The sequence below is a fragment of the Providencia sp. JGM181 genome (assembly GCF_018257375.1).
Lineage (GTDB): Bacteria > Pseudomonadota > Gammaproteobacteria > Enterobacterales > Enterobacteriaceae > Providencia > Providencia lanzhouensis.
Window position 1 is genome coordinate 45,183 of record NZ_JAERJY010000005.1, and the last position, 15,912, is coordinate 61,094.

14 protein-coding genes are annotated in these 15,912 nt (G+C 42.2%); 12 read left to right on the plus strand and 2 right to left on the minus strand.

Annotation, left to right across the window (positions count from 1 at the left end; translation table 11 throughout):
* Positions 1-2 precede the first annotated feature (2 nt).
* Genes JK188_RS02035 through JK188_RS17955 form a run of 6 tightly spaced genes read left to right on the plus strand, consistent with a single transcriptional unit; the run spans position 3 to position 6,846 of the window.
* The gene (locus JK188_RS02035) at positions 3-2,204 is read left to right on the plus strand and encodes a portal protein (RefSeq protein WP_211885096.1); all 2,202 of its coding nucleotides are present in this window, start codon (positions 3-5) and stop codon (positions 2,202-2,204) included.
* Between the two features lie 10 nt (positions 2,205-2,214).
* Positions 2,215-3,114: a phage capsid protein gene (locus JK188_RS02040; RefSeq protein ID WP_211885098.1), complete on the plus strand. Its 900-nt coding sequence runs from the start codon at positions 2,215-2,217 to the stop codon at positions 3,112-3,114.
* Positions 3,115-3,128: 14 nt separating this feature from the next.
* Positions 3,129-4,400, plus strand: a complete 1,272-nt coding sequence (locus JK188_RS02045; RefSeq protein WP_211885100.1) for a P22 phage major capsid protein family protein — start codon at positions 3,129-3,131, stop codon at positions 4,398-4,400.
* Between the two features lie 53 nt (positions 4,401-4,453).
* Positions 4,454-4,645, plus strand: coding sequence for a hypothetical protein (locus tag JK188_RS02050; protein WP_211885101.1), 192 nt, complete (start codon positions 4,454-4,456; stop codon positions 4,643-4,645).
* Complete coding sequence (locus JK188_RS02055; RefSeq protein ID WP_036957823.1) at positions 4,626-5,108, plus strand: packaged DNA stabilization gp4 family protein; 483 nt, start codon at positions 4,626-4,628, stop codon at positions 5,106-5,108. Before JK188_RS02050 ends, JK188_RS02055 begins: the two co-directional genes overlap by 20 nt.
* Positions 5,080-6,846 carry a packaged DNA stabilization protein gene (locus JK188_RS17955; protein ID WP_336431234.1) on the plus strand — a complete coding sequence of 589 codons (1,767 nt, stop codon included), beginning with the start codon at positions 5,080-5,082 and terminating at the stop codon, positions 6,844-6,846. The genes JK188_RS02055 and JK188_RS17955 overlap by 29 nt, the downstream gene beginning before the upstream one ends.
* Before the next feature lies 1 nt (position 6,847).
* Here the strand turns inward: JK188_RS17955 and JK188_RS02070 are convergent, their stop codons facing one another.
* Positions 6,848-7,339 (minus strand): HNH endonuclease, encoded by a 492-nt coding sequence (locus JK188_RS02070; protein WP_211885103.1) that lies wholly within the window; start codon positions 7,337-7,339, stop codon positions 6,848-6,850.
* Between the two features lie 55 nt (positions 7,340-7,394).
* Here JK188_RS02070 and JK188_RS02075 point away from each other — a divergent pair, with 55 nt between their 5' ends.
* The 6 genes from JK188_RS02075 (at position 7,395) to JK188_RS02100 (ending at position 15,061) form a co-directional block, all read left to right on the plus strand.
* Complete coding sequence (locus JK188_RS02075) at positions 7,395-8,114, plus strand: phage tail protein (protein WP_211885105.1); 720 nt, start codon at positions 7,395-7,397, stop codon at positions 8,112-8,114.
* A 7-nt stretch (positions 8,115-8,121) separates the two neighbouring features.
* Positions 8,122-8,571, plus strand: a complete 450-nt coding sequence (locus JK188_RS02080; protein ID WP_211885107.1) for a DUF2824 family protein — start codon at positions 8,122-8,124, stop codon at positions 8,569-8,571.
* 11 nt (positions 8,572-8,582) lie between these two features.
* A complete protein-coding gene (locus tag JK188_RS02085) occupies positions 8,583-9,284 on the plus strand; it encodes a DNA transfer protein (protein WP_249215367.1) in 702 nt (233 codons plus the stop codon).
* Entirely contained in the window at positions 9,284-10,684 is a 1,401-nt protein-coding gene (locus JK188_RS02090) for a phage DNA ejection protein (protein ID WP_211885109.1), read from the plus strand. The genes JK188_RS02085 and JK188_RS02090 overlap by 1 nt, the downstream gene beginning before the upstream one ends.
* Entirely contained in the window at positions 10,684-13,038 is a 2,355-nt protein-coding gene (locus JK188_RS02095; RefSeq protein WP_211885111.1) for a hypothetical protein, read from the plus strand. Before JK188_RS02090 ends, JK188_RS02095 begins: the two co-directional genes overlap by 1 nt.
* 130 nt (positions 13,039-13,168) lie before the next feature.
* Positions 13,169-15,061: a phage head-binding domain-containing protein gene (locus tag JK188_RS02100; RefSeq protein WP_211885113.1), complete on the plus strand. Its 1,893-nt coding sequence runs from the start codon at positions 13,169-13,171 to the stop codon at positions 15,059-15,061.
* Between the two features lie 98 nt (positions 15,062-15,159).
* On the opposite strand, the gene JK188_RS02105 is transcribed toward JK188_RS02100, so the two are convergent.
* Positions 15,160-15,912: SGNH hydrolase domain-containing protein (locus JK188_RS02105; protein ID WP_211888623.1), on the minus strand; the 753-nt coding region annotated here is incomplete at its 5' end.

A 15,912-nucleotide genomic window follows, 5' to 3' on the forward strand; every position in this document is an offset into this window, starting at 1 on the left:
CTATGGCTGAAACACTACAACAAAGACATGAGCGAATAATGCTCAGGTTTGACCGTGCGCACTCACCGCAAGAAGATGTGAGAGCGAAATGCGTCGAAGCAACACGGTTTGCACGAGTTCCAGGTGGTCAATGGGAAGGTGCAACCTCTGCGGGTACTAAACTCAATGACCACTTTGAGAAATACCCAAAGTTTGAAATAAACAAGATAGCTACTGAGCTAAACAGGATCATCAGTGAGTATCGCAACAATCGAATCACAGTTAAGTTTAGACCGGGTGACAAAGAAGCAAGCGAAGATTTAGCTGATAAATTAAATGGCTTGTTTCGTGCCGACTATGAGGAAACTGACGGCGGCGAGGCTTGCGATAATGCGTTTGATGATGCGGCTACAGGTGGGTTTGGTTGCTTTAGGTTAACAACAAATTTGGTCAATGAATTAGACCCGATGGATGACAGGCAGAGAATTTCTATCGAGCCTATTTATGATCCATCTCGTTCTGTTTGGTTTGACCCTGACGCCAAGAAGTATGACAAGTCTGATGCTGAGTGGGCTTTTTGCATGTACTCACTATCTGTTGATAAGTACAAAGCAGAATATAAAAAAGACCCAGCAACGTTAGATGTAGGTATTGATAGATCATGGGATTATGACTGGTTCGATGTTGATGTTGTCTATATAGCTAAGTATTACGAAGTAAGAAAAGAGTCAGTCGATGTTGTCAGCTTCCAGAATCCATTTACAGAAGAAGTTGTTACCTACGATAGCGATCAGCTTGAGCAAGTTGGTGATGAATTAGCTGAAATTGGGTTTATTGAAGTGGCTCGCAGAAACGTTAAACGCCGTCGAGTTTACGTATCAGTAGTCGATGGTGACGGATTCCTTGAGAAATCTCAGAGAATACCGGGTGAGCATATCCCGCTTATTCCTGTATACGGTAAGCGCTGGTTTATTGATGACATTGAGCGGGTTGAAGGGCACATTGCAAAAGCAATGGACGCACAACGCCTTTATAACTTGCAGGTATCAATGCTGGCTGACTCGGCAGCACAAGACCCAGGCTCAGTACCTATTGTTGGCAAGCAACAAATTAAAGGGCTTGAAAAACACTGGGCTGACAGGAACTCAAAAAGACCTGCATTTCTTCCTCTGAATGAAATAACTGATAAGCAAGGCAACGTTATCGCGCCAGCATCGGCAATTGCATACACGCAACCACAGCCACTTAATCAAGCGATGGCAGCGCTATTGCAGCAGACTAGCACTGATATTCAAGAAGTAACAGGCGCTAGTCAAGCAATGCAGCAAATGCCTAGCAATATTGCCAAAGAGACTGTTAATAGCCTCATGCATCGGTCAGACATGGCTTCGTTTATCTATCTGGATAACATGGCTAAGAGTTTGAAACGTGCTGGTGAAGTATGGTTGTCGATGGCTCGAGAGGTATATGGATCTGATAGGCAGGTTCGCGTAGTCAATGAAGATGGAACTGACGATATAGCATTAATGTCAGTGACGGTAAGAGATAATCAGACAGACGAAATTGTAGCTATGAATGATTTATCTACTGGTCGTTACGATGTAACTGTTGATGTTGGTCCATCTTATACAGCAAGGCGCGACGCCACTGTTTCGGTACTAACTAATCTTCTAGCTGGCATGTTGCCTCAAGATCCGATGCGCGCAGTTGTTCAGGGAATCATCCTAGACAATATGGACGGAGAAGGTCTTGATGAGTTTAAAGAGTACAACCGCAGACAATTACTGACTCAGGGTGTTGTTAAACCTCGCAATACGGAAGAGGAGCAAATTGTTGCTCAAGCTCAGCAGCAATCGCAGCAACCAGATGCTGAGTTAGTAGCTGCTCAAGGCGTGTTAATGCAAGGTCAGGCTGAAGTACAGAAGGCGAAGAACGAAGAGTTATCTATTCAAGTTAAAGCGTTCCAAGCTCAAACAGAAGCCAGAGTTGCCGAGGCTAAAGTGGTTCAGCTTCTTGCATCAGCAGATAGCACTAAGCGCTCTGAAATCAGGGAGGCGCTTAAAATGTTACATAACTTCCAGAAGGAACAAGGCGACTCATCACGAGCAGATGCCGAGTTAATTCTAAAAGCAACAGATACGCAACATAAGCAAAACCTAGATGTTGCGAAAACTATTCAATCACAAAATAACCAACAGTCTCCTGCGGACTTCTCGCAGAGTTAAGGAGTAATAAATGGAAAACGAACTGATCATTGATGGTCAGGCTGTACCTATGTCTGAAAATCAGGAATCACAACAGCAGGAAACTACAGAGCAATCAACGCAAGTTAGTGAGAGCAATGCCACTAATAATGCCGAGGCTGCTACTGATGATTCTGCTGAAGTAAAACCAGATCAGAGCGTCGAGCAGGAGCAAGATTACTCCTTGCAAATCGGCGATGAAGAAATCTCGTTAACTGATGACGATGATTCAATTGAAGGTCAGCCAGCGCCTCAATGGGTTAAAGACCTTCGCAAAGGCTTTAAAGATACTCAGAAAGAAAATCGTGAGCTAAAGCGTCAGCTTGAGGAAGTTACAGCCAAGCAAGCACAAGAGCCAGTGGTTAATCATGATGATGTATTGCCGCAGAAGCCTACACTCGAATCATGCGATTGGAGTGAAGAAGAATACGAAAAAGCATTAACTGATTGGCATGAGAAAAAAAGCCGTGTCGAACAGAGCAAGAAAGCTAAAGAGCAAGAGCAGCGTGATTACCAGAACAAAATTCTCAAGCGTCTGGAAGATCACAAACAACGTGCAGCTAAATTACCTGTGAAAGATTACGCAGAGATGGAAGAGGTTGTACGCAATGAAGTTCCAGTATTGCAGCAAGAGATTTTATTGCGCGCTGCCGATGAAGGAACCGAATTGATTGCTTATGCCCTAGGCAAGAACGAAAAATTGCGCCAGCGGCTTACAGCTGAGAAAGACCCTATTCGTGCCGCATTCCTATTAGGTCAAATTAGCCAGAAGGTTAAGTTAGCGCCTAAACCAAAGAAAGCACCTAAGCCAGAGCCGGAGGTAAGAGGTGGAGCGGGAAGTGTTACGACTGATGAATTAAACAAACTGTGTCCCGGCGCAATTATTGAATAAACAAGGTGTAAAACATGGCTAATAACTTAGATTCAAACGTAAGTCAGATTGTACTTAAAAAGTTTTTACCGGGCTTTATGTCCGACTTGGTTTTATGTAAGACAGTAGACCGTCAATTACTTGCTGGTGAAATTAATTCAAGCACTGGTGAAAGTGTAAGCTTTAAGCGTCCGCATCAATTCAGTTCAGAGCGCACAGCTGATGGTGATATCACTGGCAAAACAAAGAATGGTCTTATTTCAGGTAAGGCGACTGGTCGCGTTGGTAATTACATCACTGTCGCTGTGGAATGGGCTCAAGTTGAAGAGGCGTTAAAGCTAAATCAGTTAGACCAAATCTTAGCGCCTATTCATGCGCGAATGGTTACTGACCTTGAGACTGAATTAGCACACTTTATGATGAACAATGGCGCACTATCACTTGGCACGCCAAACTCACCAATTGCCAAATGGTCAGATGTTGCTCAAACCGCTACATTCTTGAAAGATATTGGCATTAAAGCGGGAGAAAACTATGCAGTAATGGATCCTTGGTCAGCTCAGCGTCTTGCTGATGCGCAAACTGGCTTACATGCGTCAGACCAATTAGTACGCACTGCGTGGGAAAATGCACAGATTCCGGGTAACTTTGGCGGCATTAAAGCGTTAATGTCAAATGGGTTGGCATCTCGTGAACAGGGTGATTTTGGTGGAACGTTGACTGTTAAAACAGCTCCTACCGTAGATTACACAGCAATTAAAGATTCCTATCAGTTCACTGTAACTCTGACCGGAGCTACAGCAAGCAAGACCGGATTCTTTAAAGCAGGTGATCAGGTTAAGTTCACTGCAACACATTGGCTTAACCAACAAAGCAAGCAAACTCTGTACAACGGCTCTACGGCTATCAGTTTCACCGCTACAGTTCTTGAAGATGCAAACTCTGACGGAACAGGTGATGTGACTGTTAAGTTATCCGGTGTTCCGGTGTATGACGCAGTAAACAAACAATACAACGCAGTTGACCGCAAAGTAGCAGCAGGTGATGAAGTTGTAGTGATCGGTACTGCTAAGCAACAAATGAAGCCTAACCTGTTCTTCAATAAAATGTTCTGTGGCTTGGGTACTATTCCGCTGCCAAAATTACACAGCATTGATTCAGCAGTGGCTACATATGAAGGCTTCTCTATTCGCGTACATAAATACGCTGATGGTGATGCTAACAAACAAATGATGCGTTTTGACTTGCTGCCTGCTTATGTGTGCTTCAACCCACACTTTGGCGGTCAATTCTTCGGAAACGTCTAATACCCTCGTTGTTTATTTGGGAGCTTCGGCTCCCTTTTTTATTTGAGGTAAATATGGAACGTAAGAGCGTTTTTGCATGGGCTAACAATGAAGCTGGCTATGTACAGGCAGTCATTGTGGCTAGTGATTTCCCTGCATTTAAAGAGCTTGGATTTGTCGCTTCGGTTGATGAGATTGTTAAGCCAGAACCAAAGAAAGCCAAGGCAACTAAGAAGGCGGAAACAAATGGCAATGACACTGACTAAAGGTGAAATTGTTCTGTTTGCATTGCGTAAGGCTGGCGTTGCTTCTGATGCGACGCTAACTGATGTAGAGCCGCAATCGGTAGAGGATGGCATTCATGACCTAGAAGATCTGATGTCAGAAATGCAAATTACATTTGGCGACTTAGGTTACAAGTTTTCTCTAGAAGATGAGCAACCAACACCAGATGATGATTCTGGCTTACCTCGCAAATACAAACAGGCTATCGGCTACCAATTGCTACTCCGAATACTAACAGATTACGGGCTAGAGCCTACACCAAGACAAGAGGCTTCGGCGGCATCTTCTTATGATGCTTTGCTACTAGATACTGTTAGCGTTCCGTCTATTGATAGGCGTGGAGATATGCCAGTTGGTCAAGGTAATAAATACACAGCTTTAGGCGTAGATAATTACTATGTCGAAAGGGGGTTCAATGCCACAGGTAAAGATTCCACTGGCTAGAGGTTTACGCAAAGACCCGCACACGGCTGATTATATAGATGGTTTGCCAGTCAATATGTTGGCCACACCGAAAGAAGTATTGAATGCAGCTGGTTATCTTCGGTCATTCCCTGCGCTGGTAAAACTTCGTGATGTTGATGGAGTATCACGAGGCGTACAATTCAACACGAAAAATAGCACTGTGTACCGTGTGTGCGGCGGCAAGTTGTATCAGGGCGCTAATGCTATCGGTGATATTCAAGGTAAAGACAGAGTATCACTGGCGCATTCTGGAGTGAGTCAGGCAGTTGCTTTTGGCGGCAAGTTAAAACTCTATCGCTACGATGGTGAAGTTAAAGAGTTAACCAACTGGCCTGAAGAAGAGGTAGTGAAAGAGGGCTACACTCGTGATGTTAAAAAGTGGACTCACAAAGCTGGCAATGATGATTTCGTGTCACTGACTAAAGATGATATCGACGGCTCGTTAACGCTGAAGATAACGCCGAAGGCATCCGATGGAACAACTGGCGAAACCATTGAGATACCCGAGTATCAATTCGGAGTGAAAATATCTCAGGACAAGCCAGAGCCAATCAAGCCATATCTTACCGATATTATCGTTGAAGGATTAAAGCGCACCGGAAACAAACTGACCATCACATACAAGATGAATGGGTCAACAACTGATGCTACTGAGTTCGTGATGACTCAAGAAGTGTTGGAAGTAGTCAACAAATACCCTCAGTATGATTTTGGAGAAGTAGTTGATGTCACTCGCAACCGTGGTCGTTATATCTGGCTGCAGAAAGGCGGAGCTAGATTCGGAATAACTGACATCGAAGATGAGTCTAAGCCGGATAGATACAATCCTTTTTATACAGCAGAATCCCAACCGGACGGGATAATTTCTGTTAGCTCTTGGCGTGACATGGTTATCTGTTTTGGCGCTTCAACTATCGAATACTTTTCACTTACCGGTTCTACATCAGCAACTCAGCAAATCTATGCAATGCAACCAGCATATATGGTGCAAATTGGCATAGCTGGTCGTGATGCAAAGTGCAAGTTTGGTGATTCATACGCATTTATCAGCAACCCAGCCAATGGCGCTCCGTCTGTCTATTTACTTGGCTCTGGCACTACTAGCGCAATATCGACAGCAAGCATTGATAAAATCATCCGAAGCTATACCGCTGATGAGCTATCAGGTGCTGTTATGGAGTCAGTTAAATTTGATGGTCATGAGTTAGCAATTATCCATTTACCACGCCACACACTTTGCTTTGATGGCACTGGCAGTCAGCAATATCCGCAGTGGTGCATCCTGAAAACTGGCTTATATGATGAGCCGTACCGCGCTATCGACTTCATGTATGAAGATAATCAGATAACAGTTGGTGACAAAAAGTCTGGTCTAGTCGGTAAGTTAGCATTCGATAAGTCCTCGCAGTATAACCAGCAAGTCGAGCACATTCTCTACACGCCAATGGTGAAAGCTGATAATGCTCGAGTGTTTGATTTAGAACTCGAAGCATCAACGGGCGTTGCTCAAATAGCTGATCGCCTATTTCTATCTGCAACTACAGACGGTATTAACTTTGGGGCAGAGAAAATGCTAGAGCAGAATTCACCATTCAACTACGACAAAAGAATTATATGGAGAAGAATTGGCAGGATAAGGAAAAATATCGGATTCAAAGTTAGGGTGATAACTAAATCACCCGTCACTCTATCTGATTTGAGTATTAGGATTGAGTAAATCAACAAGGTTTGCCATATTTCAAGATAAAATAGTCCGCTATTTCTCTGGCTGTAGCTGCATGAGGTATTTCATCATATCCGCCAAGATATATAAGTGAATTATTGAACCTTATAAATGCTTTATATGGCTTTCCTTTTCTATTGTTATGAACGACACCTTTAATTCCAGTTCTATTATTGGAATACATGGTGGTATTTAATTTATTTAACGTTTGGTTGACATCCCTAAGATTGCAAATTCTATTGTCATCCTTTATCTGGTTTATGTGATCTATTTGACCAGTTGGCCATTCTCCATAACAGTAAAACCAAGCCAACCTATGTGCAGAGTATGCTTTACCTTTTACCATAACTCTCAAGTAGCCTTTGTAGTCATAAAAGCCAGCAATGTCGCCTACTTTGGTTTTATTGTTAGCTGATACTAGCCGGGTAAATAATCCAGTTGATTTATCATATTTTAGATGTTTTTTTAATTCTTTAATACTCAACATAGCGCCTCCTTTTTTCTGTTATTGTACCACAATTAATAAAATGTAACGGTGCTTTATGGCTAATGAAAATCTAGCAAATCCAATTGAGATTCAAGCGTCTTATATCATCCCTGAAATACTACCTAGCAACTTTGGTGAAGTGTACACACGCATAGTTCTCAATGGCGCATCGGATATGGGTAAGGTTGCCGATAGGGCAAACGATGCTGGCAATGAAGCGTATCAAGCTCAGTTACGAAACGATGAGCAGGATATCATTCTTGAAGACCATGAACGGAGAATTAAATCAGCAGAAGAGGAGCTGGAACGGCATGAGGCTCAGCTTCAAAACCACGAAACTCGAATAACGGCAGCAGAAGAAAAGATAGTTGAGCATGAGATACGGATTAATGAAGCTGAATCACGCCTAGACAATCACGAGGAGCGATTAACCACGGCTGAGAGTGACATTAACTACCTCACTGAAAAAGTCACTGAAATAGATGCTGATTACGTCTCACTGGGTCGCACAATTACGCAAACTTTAGCATCTCCTATTTCGGTAAAGGATTCATATTCTGTTAACGGCATCAAGGTAGTTGGCGCTCGTGTAACTGGCTTCACCGCTTCAACCGGAACAGCTTCAAAGGCTGGAATCAATGCCAGTCAAACTTACAGCGTAGGTGCTACTTACTCACAAGCTGAAGTTAAGGCAATCTCTGATGCTCTGACAGAAACTCGTAAATCACTCAAAGCGCTGGAAGATATGGCGCGTTCGCATGGGCTAATTAATTGAGGTAATCATGATCACATTCAAGCCAACGCGAAATATCGATTTGATTGAAACAGTTGGCAATCACAAAGACATTATCGCGGGTAGTAATAATGGTGATGGGTTCGATTACAACGCTAACCAGAAATACTTTGAGGTTCATGTTCATGGTCAATTTGGTGGCATTGTGTATTACGAAGAAGTACAGCCAATGACGTTTGACTGTCACGCGATGTATCTACCAGAGGCAAGGGGATTCAGTAAAGATATTGGCTTAGAGTTCTGGAAATACATCCTCTCAACAACGTATGTTCAATGTATCACCTCGTTCGCTGCTCGCAAGTTTCGTCACGGTCAAATCTACTGCACGATGATTGGACTTAAACGAGTAGGCACTATCAAAAAGTATTTCAAAGGCGTTGATGACGTCACTTTCTATTCAGCAACTCGCGAAGAATTAGCCGAGTTCATCAGCAAATAACGGAGTTAACAATGGCTATCGGAAATATTTTTGCACTAGGGAGAAAACTGCATGGTGAAGAGCCTCTATTCTATGAGAAAGGCGGTAAAGGTGGCGGAGGTGGTAGCAATGGTGCGGCAGAGCAGGCGGCGGCGACTAAATATGCTGCTGATTTGCAAAACCAACAATTTGAACGAGTAATGAATGGTCTTGCTCCCCTGACTCCGCTTGCTGGTCAGTACATTAGCCAGTTACAAAACCTTGCATCTCCTGAGGGGCAAGCTCAAGCACTGAACGGGTATTACAACTCACAGCAATTTAATGATTACTCAAATCAAGCTCGATATCAAAACTTAGCGGCCGCTGAGGCCATGGGCGGGCTTGGGTCTACAGCTACCAGCAATAGCTTAGCATCAATTGCTCCTGCACTTGGTGAAAGCTGGTTGAATGGTCAGATGAACAATTACAACAACCTTGCAAATATCGGGCTAGGCGCAATCCAGGGTCAAGCAAACGCTGGTCAAACATATGCAAATAATGCAGGGCAATTAGCTCAGCAAAACGCAGCTTTTGCGGCAGCAAATGCAAATAGACCATCAGGGTTTCAGAATGCTATTAGCGGAGGAGCTTCTGGTGCAATGCTTGGCGGTGGTATCGCTGGGATGCTAGGAGCATCTACACCATGGGGCGCTGGTATTGGTGCAGGCTTGGGCGTATTAGGGAGCTTATTCTAATGGCTACATGGAATCCAAATATTAACTCAGGCGGGTTCCTTGGTGGAATCGGTCAAGTAAACAGTAATGCCCCAAGTGCAAGCGATATCAACCCAACTCTTGGGCTTATTCGTGAAAATAACGACCTGCAACGTTCTGGAGCTAATAACTGGGGGTTGCAGGGGTTGGCTGGTTTATCTGGTGTTGCGCAGGTCATGAATGAGCAACAACAACAAGAGCGCTTGAAAGAGTTTCAAGGCAAGTGGGGTCAGGCGTACGCAAACGGAGATAGAACAGCAATGCGCCAATTGATGGCTGAATATCCAGATCAGGCTGAGCGCATCACTAATGGCATGCAGGGTATTTCTAATGATGTAAAAGAGTCAATTGGAAATATCGCCTCTGGTTATCGCTTGGCTGTAGGCACTGGTAAAGCTACTGATTACATTCGCCAAAATGCCGATGAGTTTCGACGTTTAGGTATCGACCCGCAAGGTGCTGCGGCGATGGCTGAACAAGACCCTAAAGCAGCAATGGAACTTGCAGATCACATTGGAATGTCGGCACTTGGAATGGATAAATATTATGATGTTCGTGACAAGATGGAAGGTCGAGTAATTGACCGTGACAAATTAACAGAGACCGTGAGAAGCAACAAAGCTAGCGAAGGATTGCAGGCAAGAGGTCAAGATATTAGCGCGGCAACTGCAAGGCGAGGACAAGACATATCAGCATCTACCGCTAGACGTGGTCAAGACATGGCAATGCAAAGGTCATCAGCAAAGGGTGGAGACAACGAAACTAGAAGTGTTCAGTTGTCAGATGGAAGAACAGTACAAATAAGCGGCAAACTACATGGGGCAGGGGCTAACGCGTTCTATGAAGGTGTTGATAATAGCGGAAATACTGTTCGAGTTCCAGCCAATGCAATTGCGGCTCCAGCAAGCTCGTCAGCGAATGCAACGAACTACGCAATGAAAAAAGACATGAATTCTATATTGGATGCTAAAGCGGATGACTTGGATTTCATGACTGGATTCACTGGTGGAGCAGGAGACCCAGCACTAGGAGCAGATCGCCGTAGTCGCTGGAATGGCGGAGAGCAAAGACAGTTGTTTATGGCGGCGCAACGCATTCAAGGGAGAATGCAAAATCAGGGTATTGCAGCAGCAAGAGATATGGGAGCAAGCGGAATCAACACTGTAGCTGAGGCTAAAATGTATTTCCAAGGTATGCCGCAAGTTGATTATTCAAGCCCCGAAGCTATTCAACAATCTATGAGAGAAATTCAACAATACACGGATAATTACAATAGCCAGTATGACGTTAATGTTGGCAGCTCTCCTAGATCATCAACGCCTAGCACTCAAAGGAATAATGCGCAGCAAAGCGGGAACTACTCAAGCTTATGGGGTGATTAATGGCTAAGCCGTGGAAAGAGGTGATTGCATCACCTAATTATCAATCTTTATCAAGTGATCAGAAGGTGGCAGCGCAAGAGCAATATTTCAACGAGGTGGTTGCTCCAAAGGTTGGCGAAAATGTAGATAAGGCAAAGCAACAGTTCTACACTGCATACCCAGTTAGTAAATCACATCTATCCGATGCTCAAATGGCTAACTTAGATATCCCAACCGATGAAATCTTAGCTTACCACGATTTGCAAAAACCACAGCAGACAGAAATTGGCAATCCAGTTACAGAAGCTGCAAAAGGTTTGCTGCAAACAGGTGTTAACGTTGCAAACATCGCTCCTGAAATATCTGATGCAATTAATTCTTTTGGTGCATGGGCTGGTCAGGCAGTCGGTGGTGATGGGACATACCAACCATCACCGAGATTGCAATTACCTAACGAGCTTCAGCCAAAAGATGCCTATGCAAAAATAGGTGCTGATATAGGCCCGTATCTAATACCAGCGGTTGGACAAGAGAGAACAGCTTTAGCACTGGCTCAATTAGCCAATTCTGGTAAAGCTGAAAGAGCGGCGGTTCGAGCGGCGGATATGGTCGCAGAAAATACCGTTGGTGCTTTAGCTCAAAATAGCAATAAAGATAATGCAGAAAACCTTGCCACTGATTTAGGTATTGGTGTTGCTGGCAGTGGATTAGTAAGAGCGGCAACTCCTTTAATTAAAGGTGCTTATGGCGCTGTAACTGGAAAACTAGGTAAAGAATCACAACAGGCTTTAGAGCAAGCTGCTAGAGAAATACCAAGTAACGGCACGCCAGAGGTTGGCGATTCGGCTCAGCAGTATGCTAATGCGGCTTTTAGTGGTAAAGAAGGAAGGATTGCTCAGGTAATCAATGATATTCAGCCGGATCAGAATGTCGTGGATGCTATGAGGCGATTAGATATTAATCCTGATGAAATGCTGGAAGCATATGTTTCTGGTAGCGATGCTTTCAAAGCTGTGCAAATTGGGCTTGCATCTCAAGATGAGTCTGTTTTAGCTGCTATAAAAAGAGAGAGTATGGAGGCAATTTCCAGTCGAGCAGCAAAAATCATTGATGATGCAGGAGCAATGCCTGATAGGCTAGCTATGGACAGCAAGTTTAAAGGCGACTTTAATCGCGCTAGAGAAGCACTAAAAGCCCAAGAAAATGAGTTATATAAGCCTATAAACCAGTCTATATCCAGCAGAACGGAAGTTATGCCAGAAAACACCAGAGCATATCTTGATAATCTTTCTGATGATCTTGGTGGTAGTCAGTATCTCTCACCTATAGAGAAAAAGGTTTATGAGATGATGTCACCTACAACGGATAAGGCTGGAGCTCCAACATACGCTAGATTGAACGCAGCAAGGCAAATAGTCGGCTCTGAGCTTAGTAAATCAAAAACCCCATTCGGTAGCTCTGAAGAGAGAAACTTAAGCGAGTTATATAGCATGTTATCAAGAGATCGTGACGATGTAGCAAAGTCGTTTGGATTCGGCGATCAAGTTAAAGCTGCTAACGCGCTAACTGCTCAGCGTAAAATGATGGAAGGCAGGGTGTATGATTTGCTAGGAAAAGACCTCTCTGGTGATATTTCTGCCACAGCAAAAACTGCACTGGATGGGCTTCAATCAGGAAATACCAAAGCCTTCAATAAACTTCTTTCTAGCGTTCCAGATAAGAGCACAAGATCTGAGATTATTGTTACTGGTCTTAGAGATATGTTCAGGAAAGGTTCTAGAACAGAAATTGAAAATAACGTTAATGGGTTTGTTAAGTTTTATTCTGACTTAAAACGCAACGGAACGGATCGCCTTTTAGCTAAAGAGCTTCCACCAAACACTGTAAAAGAGCTTAATGATTATTATACAGTTGCAAAAAATGTCGCATCTGCCAATAGATATTACATAAGCACTGGAAAGTTAAACGGATTTTTATCTAAATTCGAAAAGCAAGGTGGTCTACTTGATAAGGTGGCAAAATACGGGAAGATGTCAGCAATAGGAGCAGTCCTTGGACATGTTCCAGTAGTTGGTCCGGTTCTTAATACGGCGGTGGCAGCCCATATGGGGGCAAAGGCTGCAACTCGTGAAGCTGGTGCTACAGCTGTTCAGAAAATGATGGCAAGCCCAGTATGGAAAAGACTAGCTTCTTCAGCGAAGAGCAAGCCATCACCTGCAGCTCAAGAGCGAATTGTGACTAATGCAGAGAAGGAGATTCAAAATGCTTCTTGGTGGAGGGACTTCTATAATTCACTACCAAGGAGTGAAAAAGAAAAGATCGCCAGACTTGGAATAATTGGTTGGTTTTCTGAGGATGAAGAATCTAAAGAGTGAATAAATCAAAGTAATTAATTGAATCTAATCTAGAAATAAAACAAGCCGCTTAATTGCGGTTTTTTTACGTCCTAATTTTAACAACACACCAGATTAACACTGGTGCGACTACTCACGCTTGGAGAAAGCAATGTCAGAAATCATACCCAATGTCGTAATCAGTATGCCGAGTCAGCAATTTACTTTAGCGCGTAAATTCCAAGCGGCGAGCAATGGCAAAATTTATATTGGTCAAATCGACAAAGACCCAACCATTCCTGAAAACCAAGTGCAAGTGTATTTGGAAAACGAGGACGGTAGCACTATTCCTGTCGCTCAGCCACTCGTCATCAACCAAGCTGGCTTCCCTGTTTATAATGGACAGATTGCTAAGTTTGTGACAGTGGAAGGTCACAGTATGGCTGTATATGACAGCTACGGAGAACAGCAATTCTATTACCCTAATGTGCTGAAGTATGACCCTGATCAGTTTGAACATAGACTTGCATCAAATGATGGAGCTAATTTAATTGGCACAGAGTATGGAATTAACTTATCAGCATTAATTAAAGGTACATCAACTGGGGTGTCTCTTTCTAGAATGATGAATGAGAGTAATCCATTAGAAAAGTCATTATTACTTAGTAGAGAACTAGGCGTTGAGCTAATAATCGATTGTGATTGTGACTACGAATACCTATTATTAAAAACAAATGATAAAATTAGATGTGTTGGATATCCAACATTAACGAAAATAAATAATAACACACCTACAATCGAACCATCACAAGCCCCTGAGAGACCTTTTGGAGCTAAAGACAATTTTAATAAAAATGCATTTTTTATTGTCTATCATGAAGACAATAAGGCTGCTGAAAGAATTTCATTTACCGGAGGTGTATCATTCAGGGCTGGAAGTGATATTTCATTAGATTGTTATGCATATATCCCTAGAATCTCATTCAGTGAAATAACAAACATTAGGGCGGATTCAGGATATATTAGTGAATCACTGGATGGATTTGTATTTCATGATGAGTACGCTTGTACCATTGGTGATATTCATGTATTAAATTCAGGAATGGCTGGAAGAGGTTTTGTATGGGAGGATATTTTAAACGGGATTTCATACAGCACAGGAACATCTGGCAATTTATATGGTTTACATACTGTTAAATTTCGATACCCATTTAAATTCAACAGACATCAATACAGCGAAGTTAGAGTTAGTGGCGGTGAAATGGTAGGGGAAAAAGATGAAATAAATAAACCAACTCCGTTAGTTTTTGACATTGTAAACTCTAACATAGTGCTAATATCGCCAAGCTCAGAGCAGCTTTACGGTGGGTTTGTTCATGTTAAGAGAACTGACTCAACTATGCCATCAAGTTGTATTGTAATTGGAGGTCAGTTAAATACTGCTATATTTGGTAGTAAGGATGATATTCATTGTAAGATGTTTTATGTTGATGGCGGAACTTTAACTATTGATGGTGGATTCTATACATCAGCAGCTGCTGGATATTATCTTAAATTTGGCGGGGCAATGAATGATGGTTCAATAGACGTTAGAAATTTAGACGGGAATTACATTTTAAATAGCATCAAGAGTGATGAAAATAACTATACTGGATTTCACAAAATAGATCTTAGAGCCAACAAATACCTACTAAAAGTTTCAAAATTAAAAGTAAATATGAGCGAATCAGGTATTATTCCTTTGAGGGATGTGGAATATGATCCATTTGGAATGCATCTCAATGGAAGCAGTGCACTAATTAAGCGCACTGGATTCTATAAAATATACGGAAGTGTAAGAACGCAGAATGCGTCTGGATACTTAATCATAAAAATAGCTGGGACTGAAAGAGCTAGGACATATTTTGATGTAACTGGAGTATCTTCATCTAGCATACAAAGCCATATCCAATTTGAAGGAAGGATTAACGCTGCGAGCGAGTGCTCCATTGAGGTTGTGCTTAACTCTGGAGTCGTAAGGGGTCAGGATTGGTATGACTGTAAAATGTCCATAGAGCTACATTAACTAGTCACTTAAAAATTAACTGTTAAAATAAAAGCCACTAATTACAACTAGTGGCTTTTTATAGTATTGATATAGGTCTACACCTAGAGTTATGAGGACTATCTTAAAGAGTCAATTAATTTTTTTTCTGAATACTTTGCATATGTAATAGCCCCGTATGCATTCAAGTGATAATGGTCAAAAAACATAAGTTCACCATTGTAAAATGGAATACTTTTAAATGCCTCACTGTCGTATAAGTCAATAAATTCAGCATTATCATGACCTGAAATTATTTTTGAGAATGCATTGTTAGCATCTATTGGGGTGTGTAGAGTCTTGATATTTGCAAAGTATCTTAAAAAATAAGAGTCCTTAAGCCCTTTAGGATCTGATTGTAACTTCGGTATGGCAGACACAAATATAACTTTTTGATTGTTTTTTTCTGTATTATTTAGGAAATTTTTTAAATTTTTCTTAAAGTTATCGTTGTTTGTATGGGCGTCTTCCCATATCCCATTCATAATTATGGTTTTGAATTTTGGGATTATCGACTCAGCAAACTCGATGCTTTTTTGACATGAGTTGCTATTGCTAGATTTTTTAACATCAAAACCATTAATAGGGATACAGTGCGGAGCTGCAATAACTGTAAACTCGATATCATTTCTTTTGCCAATATAATCATAGAAAGGGATAAGTTGCGCGGCATGACTATCACCAATAACAAGATACTTGTTTTTTGATGAGATGCTTCCTGATACGCACGCCCAAGGTATTCCACTAGAGCTTTCTACTTTTTTACAGTACTCTTCTTTTGTCCAACTTGAGTATGACTCAACTGTCTTTATATTTTTATTTTTAAATTCAAT